The sequence below is a fragment of the Kangiella sp. genome (assembly GCF_014762745.1).
Lineage (GTDB): Bacteria > Pseudomonadota > Gammaproteobacteria > Enterobacterales > Kangiellaceae > Kangiella.
Genome location: NZ_JABURJ010000099.1, coordinates 1 through 13423 on the forward strand (window position 1 = coordinate 1; position 13423 = coordinate 13423).

At 44.7% G+C, this 13423-nt stretch carries 16 protein-coding genes; 12 read left to right on the forward strand and 4 right to left on the reverse strand.

Going from position 1 to position 13423, the window contains the following annotated elements; translation table 11 throughout:
• Positions 1-146: 146 nt before the first annotated feature.
• The 12 genes from aroK to HUJ19_RS07445 all read left to right on the forward strand — a co-directional run bounded on the left by aroK (position 147) and on the right by HUJ19_RS07445 (position 10947).
• Complete coding sequence (aroK, locus tag HUJ19_RS07390; RefSeq protein WP_290623076.1) at positions 147-671, forward strand: shikimate kinase AroK; 525 nt, start codon at positions 147-149, stop codon at positions 669-671.
• A 13-nt stretch (positions 672-684) separates the two neighbouring features.
• On the forward strand, positions 685-1773 hold the full coding sequence (gene aroB / locus HUJ19_RS07395) for a 3-dehydroquinate synthase (RefSeq protein WP_290623077.1): 1089 nt from the start codon (positions 685-687) through the stop codon (positions 1771-1773).
• Positions 1774-1779: 6 nt separating this feature from the next.
• Positions 1780-3006 carry an SPOR domain-containing protein gene (locus HUJ19_RS07400; protein ID WP_290623078.1) on the forward strand — a complete coding sequence of 409 codons (1227 nt, stop codon included), beginning with the start codon at positions 1780-1782 and terminating at the stop codon, positions 3004-3006.
• 75 nt (positions 3007-3081) lie between these two features.
• Complete coding sequence (gene hemE, locus HUJ19_RS07405) at positions 3082-4149, forward strand: uroporphyrinogen decarboxylase (RefSeq protein ID WP_290623079.1); 1068 nt, start codon at positions 3082-3084, stop codon at positions 4147-4149.
• Between the two features lie 18 nt (positions 4150-4167).
• Entirely contained in the window at positions 4168-5142 is a 975-nt protein-coding gene (locus HUJ19_RS07410) for a hydrolase (protein ID WP_290623080.1), read from the forward strand.
• Positions 5143-5238: 96 nt separating this feature from the next.
• A complete protein-coding gene (locus HUJ19_RS07415) occupies positions 5239-6621 on the forward strand; it encodes a coniferyl aldehyde dehydrogenase (protein ID WP_290623081.1) in 1383 nt (460 codons plus the stop codon).
• A complete protein-coding gene (locus HUJ19_RS07420) occupies positions 6621-7208 on the forward strand; it encodes a hypothetical protein (RefSeq protein WP_290623082.1) in 588 nt (195 codons plus the stop codon). Before HUJ19_RS07415 ends, HUJ19_RS07420 begins: the two co-directional genes overlap by 1 nt.
• Positions 7195-8748, forward strand: a complete 1554-nt coding sequence (locus tag HUJ19_RS07425; protein ID WP_290623083.1) for a GMC family oxidoreductase — start codon at positions 7195-7197, stop codon at positions 8746-8748. The genes HUJ19_RS07420 and HUJ19_RS07425 overlap by 14 nt, the downstream gene beginning before the upstream one ends.
• A 41-nt stretch (positions 8749-8789) precedes the next feature.
• Positions 8790-9272: a pantetheine-phosphate adenylyltransferase gene (gene coaD / locus HUJ19_RS07430; RefSeq protein ID WP_290623084.1), complete on the forward strand. Its 483-nt coding sequence runs from the start codon at positions 8790-8792 to the stop codon at positions 9270-9272.
• 105 nt (positions 9273-9377) lie between these two features.
• Positions 9378-9638: a YfhL family 4Fe-4S dicluster ferredoxin gene (locus tag HUJ19_RS07435; protein WP_290623085.1), complete on the forward strand. Its 261-nt coding sequence runs from the start codon at positions 9378-9380 to the stop codon at positions 9636-9638.
• 59 nt (positions 9639-9697) lie between these two features.
• Positions 9698-10459, forward strand: a complete 762-nt coding sequence (locus tag HUJ19_RS07440; protein ID WP_290623086.1) for a patatin-like phospholipase family protein — start codon at positions 9698-9700, stop codon at positions 10457-10459.
• Positions 10460-10569: 110 nt separating this feature from the next.
• Positions 10570-10947 (forward strand): YkgJ family cysteine cluster protein, encoded by a 378-nt coding sequence (locus HUJ19_RS07445; RefSeq protein WP_290623087.1) that lies wholly within the window; start codon positions 10570-10572, stop codon positions 10945-10947.
• Positions 10948-10956: 9 nt separating this feature from the next.
• Here HUJ19_RS07445 and HUJ19_RS07450 read toward each other — a convergent pair whose 3' ends face one another.
• The 4 genes from HUJ19_RS07450 to mutM form a co-directional block, all read right to left on the reverse strand.
• Positions 10957-11268 carry a DUF3301 domain-containing protein gene (locus HUJ19_RS07450; RefSeq protein WP_290623088.1) on the reverse strand — a complete coding sequence of 104 codons (312 nt, stop codon included), beginning with the start codon at positions 11266-11268 and terminating at the stop codon, positions 10957-10959.
• Positions 11269-11350: 82 nt separating this feature from the next.
• On the reverse strand, positions 11351-11764 hold the full coding sequence (locus HUJ19_RS07455) for a biopolymer transporter ExbD (protein WP_290623089.1): 414 nt from the start codon (positions 11762-11764) through the stop codon (positions 11351-11353).
• 181 nt (positions 11765-11945) lie between these two features.
• Complete coding sequence (locus HUJ19_RS07460; protein ID WP_290623090.1) at positions 11946-12362, reverse strand: biopolymer transporter ExbD; 417 nt, start codon at positions 12360-12362, stop codon at positions 11946-11948.
• A gap of 110 nt (positions 12363-12472) precedes the next feature.
• Positions 12473-13282 (reverse strand): bifunctional DNA-formamidopyrimidine glycosylase/DNA-(apurinic or apyrimidinic site) lyase, encoded by an 810-nt coding sequence (gene mutM / locus HUJ19_RS07465; protein ID WP_290623091.1) that lies wholly within the window; start codon positions 13280-13282, stop codon positions 12473-12475.
• Positions 13283-13423 lie beyond the last annotated feature (141 nt).

Sequence of the window (13423 nt, forward strand, 5' to 3'; positions counted from 1 at the left end):
TGCTCATATTCGTAACACCAAAAATTATTGAGCAGGGCTTGAAAAACTAATCCCTCGTACCCAATTACTGAAAACCCAGGTATAATTCGCACGCCTGGGTTTTTGGTTTTTATCTGTTTTGGTAATCGAAGAGTTCAAAATATACAATGAAAGGTAAGCGCAATATCTTTTTAGTGGGACCAATGGGTGCCGGTAAAACAACAATTGGCAAGCAGTTGGCCGAAATTCTTAAACTTGAGTTCGTGGACAGTGATCATGAACTTGAGGATCGTACGGGTGCTCCTATTGATTGGATCTTTGATATCGAAGGTGAAGATGGCTTTCGAAAAAGAGAAGAGGCCATTTTAGAAGAGCTAACTCAACGCCAAGGTATTGTGCTAGCCACCGGTGGTGGTGCTATAGTCTCAGATAAAAGCCGAAACTTCCTGGCAGCAAGAGGCGTTGTTGTTTATCTTGAAACCTCGATAGAGCAGCAGTTAGAAAGAACTCGACGAGATAAAAGAAGACCATTAATTCAAAATGATAATCCGCGTGAAACATTAGAAGCACTAATGAAGGAGCGTGAGCCGCTGTACTTAGAGATTGCCGACCTGACGGTTGCAACCAATATCAGTTCTGTAAAATCAGTGGCTAAAGAAATTGTTGAGTTGATGGAACAACCTATCGCTTAAAAGTTATAAGCCATTGAAAAACATTGACTTATATTTCGACACTGAAAAAAATCATTATAAGATTCTTATCGGCAAAGATCTGTTTCAGCAAAAAATCTTTGCCGATACCCTAAAGGGCGAGTCCGTTTTTATCGTAAGTAATGAAACCGTTGCCCCCCTATATTTAGAAAGTCTCAAGCAGGCCCTCGCGAACTATCAAATCCATAGCTTTCTGTTGCCTGATGGAGAAGAGTTCAAGACTCTTGAGTCTTGGCAATCTTTGCTCAATCAGATGATTTCAGTCGGTCTACGCCGAAACGATACCGTCATTGCATTAGGTGGTGGTGTTGTCGGTGATATGGCAGGCTTTGCCGCAGCTACTCTTAATCGCGGTATGTCCATTATTCAAGTTCCTACAACCCTGCTATCCCAAGTTGATTCGTCGGTGGGTGGTAAGACAGCTGTCAATCACCCTTCAGGCAAGAACCTTATTGGTGCTTTTCATCAGCCCAGTTTAGTTGTCTCTGATATCTCGACATTAAATACTTTGCCTTCACGCGAGCTGTTGGCTGGAATTAGTGAGGTCATCAAAGCTGCTATTATTGATGATCGGCACTTTTTTGACTGGCTTGGCGATAACGTTTCACAGATTCTTTCATTACAAGAAGAAGCTTTGACGCAAGTCGTTGAGAAGGCTTGCCGAATTAAAGCACAGATTGTTGCTTTGGACGCCAAAGAGAAAGGTGTTCGTGCCTGGTTAAACCTTGGACATACATTTGGCCATGCCATAGAAACATGTGCGGGTTATGGTACTTTGCTCCATGGTGAGGCGGTAGCAATCGGTATCTGTCTGGCAGCAAAATTCAGCCACCAACGTCATAGACTCTCCTTGCCTGCACTAGAGCAAATAATCGGTCTGATAGGTGCCTTTGGTCTTCCCACTCAGCTTCCAGTAGATTTGGATGTGAGCGATTTGGTTGCTGCAATGCGCCTGGATAAGAAAAATACCAGTGAAAATATCACATTAATTTTGCCCGAAAAAGTCGGTCAGGTTATGATTGATAAGAATGTACTTCTGCAAGACGTAGAGCAGTTTCTGAATGAACAAAGAGACCGAGCATAATACAAGATGTCACTCCAACTGACTAAAAATAGTAATCCGTTTGCCGCAGAAAAAAGAGTTTTATTCTTACCGGAAAGCTGGAAGCGTCTGATTTCAGTTGTGCGCCATAAGGCTATAAATGGCGGCTATACTCTGATTGAGGGCGAGTTTGGTGCAGGTAAAAGTACCTTTGGACTGATTTTGGAGAAGCGGTTATTGCTGGATGAGTCTGTTGATTGCCTTAGGGTTCAAGTTCACCCATTAAGTACTTTTGATCAGCTTATTAATCAGCTTCCTAAACAACGAACAAAACCTTTAATCGTTGTGGTTGATGATGCTCATGAAGCATCTACTAGCCTGCTGGTTCACCTTACTGAAGAAATCGATAATGTATTTTGGTTGCTGCTTGGAGAAGCCGGAACCAGCGAGCGGGTATCAGACTTTTATAATAACCATGTCATCTTGCCCCTTTTCTCAAAGCAGGATTGTTATCAGTTTTTGCTTAAGCAGCTACATGACCAGCCGAAGATGATGCAGCTGTCGCAAATGCAGAGCGATACCATCTGGTATGCTTCAAAAGGCTTGCCAAAGCTGATTGTGGAGCAGGCTGAAAAGAATATGCAAAAGCTGATTAGTGGTTATGAAAGCAACGAGTCATTTGAGAAAGCCAATAAAGGCTGGTGGACCACAGCAATTTTAACCAGTGCATTCGTGGTTTTTATAATTGTGTTGATCGTTTCTGATTCAGAAGAGCCACAAACTAACCATTTGCAGAATCAGAAATTAGAAGTTGTGGAAGATCAAGGTGGTGATAAAATTGGCCAAGCAGAAGCTGGTAATGACACAGAGCAGTCGATACAGCAGGAACCTGACCAGTCAGATGAAAGCCACATTGATCCTATCGCAGAAATAGCTTTATCGGAGCCTGAGCCTACTGCAGAAGAGCTGGTGGTTGCTTCTAAACCCAGGTTCAAGGAGTGGTTTGAGGCTCAATCAAGAGATCATTACAGTATTCAGTTATTTTCTAATACTAATCAGCAAGCGGCGAATGAGTTTCAAAAGTCACTCGATCTGGCCGATAGCTTTGTCTATAAAGCTAAAGTAAACGATGAAACGCGCTATCGGGTGTTATGGGGCTCGTATAGGACTCGTGCTGAGGCAGAGCAGGCAGTTTTGTCATTACCAGCTCATATTCTCAATCAACAACCGTGGATTCGCCCCTTTTCTGCAATTGCCAGTGAGATAAGTCAGTAAAATATCAGATTGGGCTGTTTTAGGCGATTATAACCTTTATAATGGCGGCCATGACAACGGCTAACTGACTGAACTATGAGCCATCCGCTAAAAAACGATCGTTATCTTAAAGCCTGCTTACAACAACCTGTTGATAGAACCCCAATCTGGATGATGCGTCAGGCTGGGCGTTACTTACCTGAATACCGTCAATTACGGGCAGAAGCCGGTAGTTTTATGGATTTGTGTACCAACCCTGAGTTGGCCTGTGAAGTTACTCTACAGCCGCTGCGTCGTTATCCTTTGGACGCGGCCATTTTATTTTCAGACATTTTAACTATTCCTGATGCGATGGGTTTGGGCCTATATTTTACGCCCGGCGAAGGCCCTGCTTTCCGTAAGCCGGTTAAAAGTGAGGCTGATGTCAAAGCATTGCCAATACCCGATCCTCACCAGGAGTTAAAGTACGTCACTGATGCGGTTTCCATCATTCGTAGAGAGCTTAAAGGCGAGGTGCCGCTGATTGGATTCTCAGGAAGTCCCTGGACGTTGGCCACCTATATGGTTGAAGGCGGAACGACCAAGAACTTTTCTGAAGTTAAAGGCATGATGTATCGAGAGCCAGCGGTTATGCATCAATTGCTGGACAAGTTAGCCGACTCGATTATTCTTTATCTGAACGCGCAAGTGGAATCGGGTGCACAGGCATTGATGATTTTTGATACTTGGGGTGGTGTTTTAAGCCCAAGAGACTACCAGGAATTTTCGTTACGCTATATGCAGAAAATTGTTGATGGTCTGAAACGTAACCATGATGGTCAACAGATCCCTGTAACCTTATTTACCAAAGGTGGTGGTGCCTGGCTGGCTATGATGGCTGCAACAGGCTGTGATTGTCTGGGTGTCGACTGGACAACAGATCTTGCGGACGCACGTGCTAAAGTAGCAGGCAAGGTGGCATTGCAGGGCAATATGGATCCTTCAATTTTGTATGCCACTGATGAGCGAATTCGCGAAGAGGTGGCTACCATTTTAGCAAGTTACGGCAAGGGTTCTGGCCATGTATTCAACTTAGGACATGGTATTCATCAGACCGTAGATCCAGAAAAAGCTGGTGTATTTATTAAGTCAGTACACGAGTTGAGTAAGCCTTATCATCCATAACCATAAACTAAAGATATTATGCGCAAGGAAAGTGACTTTAATCCGCCATGGTGGCTAAGTAACCGCCATATACAAACTTTCTGGGCTCCTTTGAGCCCAAAGATACCACTTCCTAATCTAACCAGGGAAAGGGTTGATCTTGATGATGGCGACTTTATCGATATCGACTGGCTGAATCCTAATCGAAATACCCCGACAGTGGTATTGCTACATGGTCTAGAGGGCGGCATTGATTCGCCTTATTTACGTCGTATGCTGTTTAAAGTTCACCAGCGCCGCTGGCGAGGGGTGTTAGTTTACTGGCGTGGTTGTAGTGGTGAAATGAATCGGCTTGATAAAACCTATCATTCAGGTCGTAGCGAAGATTTGCAGCAAATCATGCAGTATATTAAGGCTAAAAAGGATCCTGAAAAGATTTTTGTTGCAGGTTACTCACTGGGTGCAAATATCCTGCTTAAGTGGCTTGGTGAGCAGGGGGACAAGGCTAATATCACCGCAGGATGTGCGGTATCAACTCCATTTAATTTATCTGTCTGTGCGGATTCAATCGATCATGGTTTTTCTAAGATTTATAAGCATTATCTGTTAACAGCCCTTAAGCGAAAAATTGCCACTAAATTTAATCAGGAACAGTTACTTAAAAAACTCAACTTGTCTTTGAAAGATTTAATGCTGATTGGATCGTTTCGAGAGTTTGATAATCGGGTAACATCAAAACTGAATGAATTTAAAGACGCAGAAGATTATTACCGCAAAGCATCGAGTATTTATTATCTAAAAACCATTACCAAACCGGCATTGGTACTCCATGCTGAAGATGACCCTTTTATGTCGCCAGAAATTATTCCGAAAGACAATCAGATGTCCAGCAGTCTTGAACTAAGGGTCAGTTCACATGGTGGTCATGTCGGCTTTGTCAACGAAGCCAGTATTTCTAGTGCCAGTTTTTTTCTGGAAAAAACAATTTTAGACTACTTTGACCGCTTTCTTTAACGAACAGTGGTTACTTGTATAAGCATCAAATTGCTTATAGATTTCCATCCAAAATTTGCTATGCTGAATCTTCGATAAATAAGATGAAGCAAGGCAATGGAAAAAGTCTTCCAACACTTCAAACAAAAAGCATTTGAACAACCTTATCCAGGAGTCAAAACACGCCGTAACATCTTAAAGCAGCTGAAAAAAATGTTGATTAAGAATGAACAGGCAATCATTGAAGCTATTGATAAGGACTTTTCCTACCGAGAGGCGTTCGAGACTCAGATTGCTGAAATTTTTCCTTCGATTAAAAGTATCCAACACTCCAGTAAACATCTGGCATCCTGGGTGTGCCCAGAAAAGCGTAAAGTCAGTATCTGGTTTAAACCTGCGACTGCTCAAGTCATGTATCAGCCGTTGGGTGTCGTTGGCATCATAGTTCCCTGGAATTATCCACTGTATCTAGCTATTGGCCCAATTGTAGCGGCTATTACCGCGGGAAACAGGGTAATGGTGAAAATGTCGGAATTCACTCCGCACTTTAGCCAACTTTTTGCCGAGCTTTGTGATAAGCACATTGATGAAGGCTGGATCAGCGTTGTTAATGGCGACGCAGAGGTTGCGGCAAATTTTGCCTCGCTGCCGTTTGATCATATTTTATTTACCGGTTCAACAGATATTGGTAAAAAAGTCATGGCGGCGGCGAGTAAAAATTTAACGCCGGTTACTTTAGAGTTAGGTGGTAAATCACCGACTATTATTGATGAGGGTTATCCGCTTGATAAAGCAGTCGAAAAAATATTGTTTGGCAAGCTTCTCAATTCCGGACAAACTTGTTTAGCGCCCGACTATGTTTATGTCCATAGTTCGCACAAAGATAAATTTGTAACCAGTTGTCAGTCCGTTGCGCAGCAGTTTTATCCTGACTGGAAGCGTGCTCACTACACTGCAATGATTAATAACAAACAGTGGGAGCGACATCAGGAGTTGTTGGATGATGCAGTGGAAAAAGGCGCGGAGCTGATTCCTCTTTTTAAAGATGCGGAAACCACAGGACGTAAGCAGCCACCTCATCTGGTCCTAAACTCCAATGATAATATGCTCATCATGCAACAGGAAATCTTCGGGCCCTCCTTACCTGTTTTCTTTTATGATTCACTGGATGATGTGATCACCGCTATTAAAAGCAGACCACGACCATTGGCACTTTATTTGTTATCGAATAACAAAGTTCATTTCCAGCGGTTAATGGTCGAAACGCATTCGGGTGGCGTGACAGTCAATGATACGATTTTGCATGTTAGTCAGGAGAATCTTCCTTTTGGAGGAATTGGTCCGAGCGGCATGGGAAATTATCATGGCATCGAAGGGTTTAGAACTTTTTCACATGCTAAAAGTATCTTTAAGCAGTCTCGGGTTGCCAGTTCCAAGTTGATTTATCCGCCTTATGGTAAGTTCAGCAAATTCCTTTATCGATTGATGCGAGGTCGGTAATGGGCAAGCAGAAAGATAAAGCAGTCAAAAGCTCTTCGCGACGACAGCTATTAAAAGGAGCGCTATGGGGTAGCTTGGCCGTCGCTTCGGGTATCAGTCTCTGGCAGTTTTCGTTAACTGAGTCGGTAGACGCTGTTGAAGCTGATGATTATTCTTATCGATTTCTAACTTTGGACGAGCGTTTACTGTTATGGGCAATCATTCCTGCCTATCTGCACCCGGCCCTGGAGAAAGACGATCAGGAATCTAAACTAATTGTCTTGCACAATATTGATGGTGCCATCAGTGGATTGCCTCAATCAACGCAGGATGAGCTACGACAACTTCTCAGTCTGCTTAGCTTTCAGTTAGCTAAGGCTTTGGTGGCGGGCATCTGGACACGTTGGAATCAGGCCGATATTAGTGCATTACAGTCGTTCCTTGTCTCCTGGCAAGAAAGTTATCTAGCACTGTTACGCTCAGGCTATCTGGGACTGCATCAGATCATTCTGGGTTCCTACTATGGAGAGCCGATGAGCTGGCAAAGGATCGGTTATCCAGGCCCACCGCAATTTAATCTGCCTGAGTCATTTTATGAAGACTTCTAATACAATTGATGCGGCCAATCTACAGCATAAAAAGATGACTGCAGATGTGGTGATTATCGGAACTGGAGCCGGTGGTGGAGTTAGTGCAGAGATACTTGCCGATGCCGGTTACCGAGTTTTAATGATAGAAGAGGGGCCATTAAAAACTGCGCGTGACTTTAAGATGCGCGAAAAAGAAGCCTACCCACAACTGTATCAGGAGTCTGCCGGACGCAAGACTTTAGATAAGGCGATAAACATTTTACAGGGGCGCTCTGTTGGTGGTTCGACAACCGTTAACTGGACTACCAGCTTTAGAACTCCTAAGCAGACTCTCGAACATTGGCGCAGTCAGTTTGGTATGCAAAAGCATAGTAAGGAATCGCTGGCTCCCTGGTTCAAAAAAATGGAACTGCGATTGAGTATCGCGCCATGGCAAATACCAGCTAATCAAAATAACCAGTCCATTGCTAAGGGCGCAAAAAAATTAGGCTGGTCATTTTCATCAATCGCGCGCAATGTGAAAGGCTGCGCCAATCTGGGCTATTGCGGTCTGGGCTGTCCCATCAATGCCAAGCAATCGATGCTGGTCACCACCATACCTGCTGCACTGCAGGCAGGGGCCAGACTGATCTATAAGGCCAGAGTCGAGCGAATCACTTATGAAAATGGCGCTGTGACTGGTTGTGAGCTGATCGCAATGGATGAGTTTGGTCAGCCAATGCATAATCGCGTTATCACCGTAACAGCGCCATTGGTTGTGTTAAGTGCCGGTGCCATAGGCTCTCCTGCTGTTTTATTGCGATCTAAAGTGCCAGACCCGAATAGGCTTATTGGCAAGCGAACATTCTTACATCCGACCCTGATTAGTGCGGCAGTGATGCCTGAAGCGGTTAACGGTTATGCCGGTGCCCCGCAAAGTATCTACAGCGATCATTTTTTATGGCCTGAAACCAATCAAATGGGCTTTAAGATAGAAGCAGCGCCACTGCATCCGCTATTAACCTCAACCGTATTAACAAGCTTTGGCCAACAGCACTTTTCACTCATGCAGAAGTTTCCACATATTCAGGGTTCTATCGCTTTATTGCGTGATGGCTTTGATGCGCAAAGTGTCGGTGGTGAAGTGGTGCTGGATGACTATGGTTTTCCAAAGCTGAAATACGAGCTGAATGATTATTTCTGGAAGAGTGCTCGCAAGGCGTTGCTGGCCATGGCTGAAATGCAGTTTGCAGCAGGTGCAACGCAGGTCTTGCCAATTCACCTGCACGCTAAGCCATATCGTAGTTGGCAAGAGGCGAAAAGGGCCATTGAGCAGTTACCTATGGAGCCGCTTAAAGCTTTGGTGTTCAGTGCCCACGTGATGGGCGGCTGTGCAATGGGTGTTGAAGCCAGAAGCTCTGTCGTAGATGAAGACGGACGCTATCACCATCTGAGCGGCCTTTATATTTTTGATGGCTCAATATTCCCAACCAGCATCGGTGCCAATCCGCAGCTTTCGATTTACGGGATGGTCGCCAGACTGGCCAGCGAGTTGGTCGCCAGCTCTAGGATCTCATAGCACTTTTCAGTAAGATGGCCTTTTGATTGACTGTCAATATTATGAAGAAAACCGTTTTATACCCAGGAACTTTCGATCCTATTACCAAGGGGCATATGGATTTGGTGGATCGTGCCTGTCGCCTGTTCGATAGAGTGGTTATTGCCATTGCGCATAGCCCTGCCAAAAAGCCTTTGTTTAGTCTGGATGAGCGGGTTGATATGGTGCGTATGATCTTCGCGGAGAACCCACAGGTGGAGGTGTTAGGTTTCCGTGGGTTGCTGGCCAATTTTGCTAAAGAGAACGATGCCATAGCTGTTTTGCGTGGTATTCGCGCGGTTTCAGATTTTGAGTTCGAGTTTCAGTTGGCTAATATGAACCGTCATCTGGATCCGGATCTTGAGTCAATTTTCCTGACTCCGTCGGAAAAATACTCCTATATTTCCTCATCGCTGGTTCGAGAAGTGGCGTCGCTGGGTGGTGATATTTCGGCATTTGTCGACGAGCGCGTTGAACAGGCACTCTTTGATAAGTTTAAGTCTTGAATGGTCGAAGATGCATAAAAAATAATCTGGCTTGAATACTCGAACTTGAACCTTATATAAGCGATAATAGCAGGGCGATTTGCGTAATAGAGATTAAAGATCCTTATGGCATTAAAAATTACTGACGAATGTATTAACTGTGATGTTTGTGAGCCGGAATGTCCAAACGAGGCCATTTATCAGGGTGAAGAGATTTATGAAATCGACCCTAATAAATGTACCGAATGTGTGGGCCATTATGATGAGCCACAATGTCAGCAGGTGTGTCCGGTAGACTGTATCCCGTTAGATGAGGAACATCCGGAGACTCACGAAGAACTGATCATCAAATACGAAAAATTAACGGGCAATAAATTTGTCGGTTAAGATTCTTCTACCCGTTTGTTTAAGGCGACGAAAGTCGCCTTTTTTATCCCATCTGACTCATGTCTAGGCCGGTACTAAGAGAGTGGCTTGCTGAAGAGCCCTTTACCCTAACCTTGTCATCTGGTTTTTTTGGTTTCTTCGCGCATGCCGGAGTATTGCAGGCGCTGGAAGAAGCTGATTTATTACCTCATAAACTGACCGGCTCCAGTGCAGGAGCATTAATTGCTGGCTGTTGGGCTGGTGGCATGAGCTCTAAAGATATCAAGGAACTGCTGTTTCGGCTTAAACGCCCTGATTTCTGGGATCCCGGTTTGGGCCTCGGACTGCTTAAGGGCCACAAATTTCGTCAGTTGTTAGCCGGTTCATTAACAGCGAATCAATTTTCAGACTGTCGAGCTGCTCTTTCATTGTCAGCTTATTCGATGGACACTAAGCAAACGATTGTACTAAATGATGGTGATCTGGTATCAGCCATTTATGCTTCCTGTGCTATTCCTGTAATGTTCCAACCCATTGTTATTGATAGCCATCGTTTGTTGGATGGAGGTATTCAGGACAGGCCAGCGCTTGAAGGTACTGAGCAGGGTGAGCGAATCTTCTATCATCATATAGCCTCAAAATCACCCTGGCGACGCAAGAACTCCTCTGCCATACAGGTTCCGCAGCGTGATAATTTAACCAGTCTGGTCATTCACGATTTACCGCGTTCAGGCCCTTTTAAATTGGAAGCGGGGCATAGGGCTTATATGCAGGCCTACCGGGCAGCAAAACGAGCGTTAAAGATGCCTGTTGTGGATAATCATATCAGTCTGGTACCTTAGTTACTGAGCTTTTATCACCGACCACTAAAAAGACTTATAGACAAGATTCTTTGACCTCAATTAGAATAGCCACTCCTTTGTTGTGTGACTGTTTGGCGTCCTGTTGAGCGATGAGCACGAATCCAAATCCTTGTATTACCTGCGGTGCATGTTGCGCCACCTATAGAGTGTCTTTTTATTGGGGTGAAACCACTTTGGCGCCCTATGGCCAAGTTCCAGCAGAGTTAACCGAAAAAATCAGCCCGCAAAGAGTATGTATGTCTGGAACTCAGGGAGCAGAGCCGCGCTGCGTTGCTCTGAGAGGCACCGTCGGCCAAGATGCGACCTGTAGTATTTATGGCGACAGGCCAAGCCCCTGTCGTGACTTTGAAATTAATTTTGATGGAGTTAACCCTGCCTGCGATAGAGCCAGAGCGCGCTATGGCCTGGTTCCGATTCATGTGGTGCAGATTGAGCCAGAGAATGCTGATCTTGAGATTGTTGCCTAAAGGGTTGGGTTAAGCCGGTTCCTGTGGTGATTCCATTTCTACAATGATAGGCCATCGCCCTTGCATGATGACATGGCCGACGTAGCGCTTTGCACCATCTGTAGCAAACTCAAACTGGTAGCGGCGAAGGAAGCGCCATTTACCCTCGGAATTCTTATCAAAGTAAACTTTCTTTAAAGCGACGTAGCCATCCAGGTTCTGCACATAGGCATCCTGACAGGCTTTGAGCGCAACCTTGTGTGCTTGCTCGCTAATGCGGCTGTTATAAAGCCAGAAGCCGATCGCAAGTGCAATAAAGAGAATGACAAGTAAGTTAAGCATTGGTTTATTATAGGTCTGATAAGGCTCTTAGATAAGCAAAAGGCGGCCAAAGCCGCCTTTCTTGGGATTGCTTATATTGCTGTTACTTGCCAACAATCCATTTAGCAACGTTAACTTTAGTAACGCCAGCCTGTTCGGCCTGGTCAACAGCAGCAATTAACACTTCGTTAAGAGCGTCTTCGTGAACTCGAACTAAAACTGGAGAACGTGGATCCACAGCCAGTTGTGTTTCGATGTTTGCGCGAATCGCTTCTTTATCAACAGTACGATCTTTAATGATAACGTTACTCGACTCATCAATTGAAACTACAATCAATGGTGGAGGATTATCAGGTGGTGTGGTGTCCTGGTTGGTAGTAGGACGCGCTATATCCACTGCTGACTCTTTAACAAATGAAGTTGTTACGATGAAGAAAATCAACATGATAAACACGATGTCTAGCATCGGTGTCATATCGATGGAGGTTTCATCATCTTCTCTATTTCTTTTACGCATATTTCTCTAATCCTATCGCTCTGTCTATTTGTCTGACTGGTTTGAATGCATTCGGTTCAGCCAGCAAAGGTACATCTGGGCGACAAATTCACCAATTAAGTAAGTATAGCTGGCACATTAAATGTGATCCAGAACTAAATGTCTAGTGTAAATTTAGCAAAATCCGATCTGACTATATTGTTTACCAGCGGGCAACGCTAACCTTTTGAATACCGGCCTGTTTTGCCTGGTCTAAAGCACCGATAAGAGTTTCGTGTAGCGCCATTTCATTGACTCGAATCAGTAACGGAGCTTCTGGTGAGTTGACCAGTTGGCCTTCAATATTGGCTTGTACGGCTTCTATGTCAATGATTCTATTGTCAAAAATTATCTGGCTGTCTTCGTTAATGCTGACCAGTATTGGTCTGATATCCTCTTGACAGTCATTTTGGCACTGATTGGTAACCTGTTTCATATCAACAGTCTGAGTTTTGATGAAGCTGGTGGTAACAATGAAGAAAAGTAGCATGATAAAGACGATATCGAGCAGGGAGGTCATATCCACTTTGGCTTCGCTGCTGATTGCCTGAGCGGTTTTGACTTTTGATGGCTTAAACATGGCGTGCTCCTTAATGTTGCTGATTATCACCAAGCCTTCTGGACGTCTATTTGAAGGTGGCAATTCCAAGTTAACAGAAGAAATGTCTGTAAGCTAGCTCGAAAAACAAGTCAGCGCTGGCATTTGGGGCAGTAAAAGCTGGAGCGTTGGCCGATAACCTGTTTTTTTATCAGGCTGCCGCATTGATTGCATGGAAGCTCTGCTCTTCCATAGACATTGAGCTGCTGTGCAAAATAGCCTGGTGAACCGTCGGTCTGGGTAAAGTCTTTTAAGGTGGTGCCACCCTCGCCAATGGCTTTTTCCAGAACCGTTTTAATAAACCCAGCCAGCAGGTTACAGCGTGCCAGACTGACTTTATTGGCCGCACGCTTGGGATGAATGCCGCTCATAAACAGCGATTCGCTGGCATAGATATTACCCACACCGACCACTACCTTATTATCCATAATGGCATTTTTAATCGCCCCTTTGCGTTTGGCTAACATCTGATGCAGATATTGGCCGTTAAAATCGTCGCTTAATGGCTCTGGGCCAAGCTGACTAAGCACGCTTAAGGTTTCGCCTTTCGGTTGCCACAAAATAGCTCCGAAGCGACGCGGATCGTTAAAGCGCAATGCGCTCTTGTCGTCAAACACCACTTCAAAATGGTCGTGTTTTTTAATTGCCGTCTGAGTGCAGACCACTCGCATGGTGCCGGACATGCCAAGATGCATGATCAGGCTGCCTTTAGGGAAGTGCCACAGCATATATTTGGCGCGTCGCTCAATCTCACCTGATGTTATGCCTACCAGGCCTTTGGCTTCTGCGGCGATAGGCCAGCGAAGCTGAGGTTGGTAGATATTAACTGCCGTGATGCGTTTGCCGACTATGTGCGGGGCAAGGCCATTCTTGGTGGTTTCGACTTCAGGTAACTCAGGCATGGAAAGATAAAAAGAGAGTAGTAATAAAAGTTGACTAATAATATCGAGTACAACGCAAAAAGCCCAGAGTTAACTGGGCTTTTTGATACATAGAAGCGTTTTCTTGGAGGCAGAAAACTTAAAGTGATTTAACCATCTTTT

Excerpts from the sequence above, each read along its gene's own strand:
- aroK (WP_290623076.1), top strand. The coding sequence starts at position 147 with ATGAAAGGTAAGCGCAATATCTTTTTAGTGGGACCAATGGGTGCCGGT.
- HUJ19_RS07400 (WP_290623078.1), top strand. The coding sequence starts at position 1,780 with ATGTCACTCCAACTGACTAAAAATAGTAATCCGTTTGCCGCAGAAAAA.
- hemE (WP_290623079.1), top strand. The coding sequence starts at position 3,082 with ATGAGCCATCCGCTAAAAAACGATCGTTATCTTAAAGCCTGCTTACAA.
- HUJ19_RS07410 (WP_290623080.1), top strand. The coding sequence starts at position 4,168 with ATGCGCAAGGAAAGTGACTTTAATCCGCCATGGTGGCTAAGTAACCGC.
- HUJ19_RS07415 (WP_290623081.1), top strand. The coding sequence starts at position 5,239 with ATGGAAAAAGTCTTCCAACACTTCAAACAAAAAGCATTTGAACAACCT.
- HUJ19_RS07420 (WP_290623082.1), top strand. The coding sequence starts at position 6,621 with ATGGGCAAGCAGAAAGATAAAGCAGTCAAAAGCTCTTCGCGACGACAG.
- HUJ19_RS07425 (WP_290623083.1), top strand. The coding sequence starts at position 7,195 with ATGAAGACTTCTAATACAATTGATGCGGCCAATCTACAGCATAAAAAG.
- coaD (WP_290623084.1), top strand. The coding sequence starts at position 8,790 with ATGAAGAAAACCGTTTTATACCCAGGAACTTTCGATCCTATTACCAAG.
- HUJ19_RS07435 (WP_290623085.1), top strand. The coding sequence starts at position 9,378 with ATGGCATTAAAAATTACTGACGAATGTATTAACTGTGATGTTTGTGAG.
- HUJ19_RS07440 (WP_290623086.1), top strand. The coding sequence starts at position 9,698 with ATGTCTAGGCCGGTACTAAGAGAGTGGCTTGCTGAAGAGCCCTTTACC.
- HUJ19_RS07445 (WP_290623087.1), top strand. The coding sequence starts at position 10,570 with ATGAGCACGAATCCAAATCCTTGTATTACCTGCGGTGCATGTTGCGCC.
- HUJ19_RS07450 (WP_290623088.1), bottom strand. The coding sequence starts at position 11,268 with ATGCTTAACTTACTTGTCATTCTCTTTATTGCACTTGCGATCGGCTTC.
- HUJ19_RS07455 (WP_290623089.1), bottom strand. The coding sequence starts at position 11,764 with ATGCGTAAAAGAAATAGAGAAGATGATGAAACCTCCATCGATATGACA.
- HUJ19_RS07460 (WP_290623090.1), bottom strand. The coding sequence starts at position 12,362 with ATGTTTAAGCCATCAAAAGTCAAAACCGCTCAGGCAATCAGCAGCGAA.
- mutM (WP_290623091.1), bottom strand. The coding sequence starts at position 13,282 with ATGCCTGAGTTACCTGAAGTCGAAACCACCAAGAATGGCCTTGCCCCG.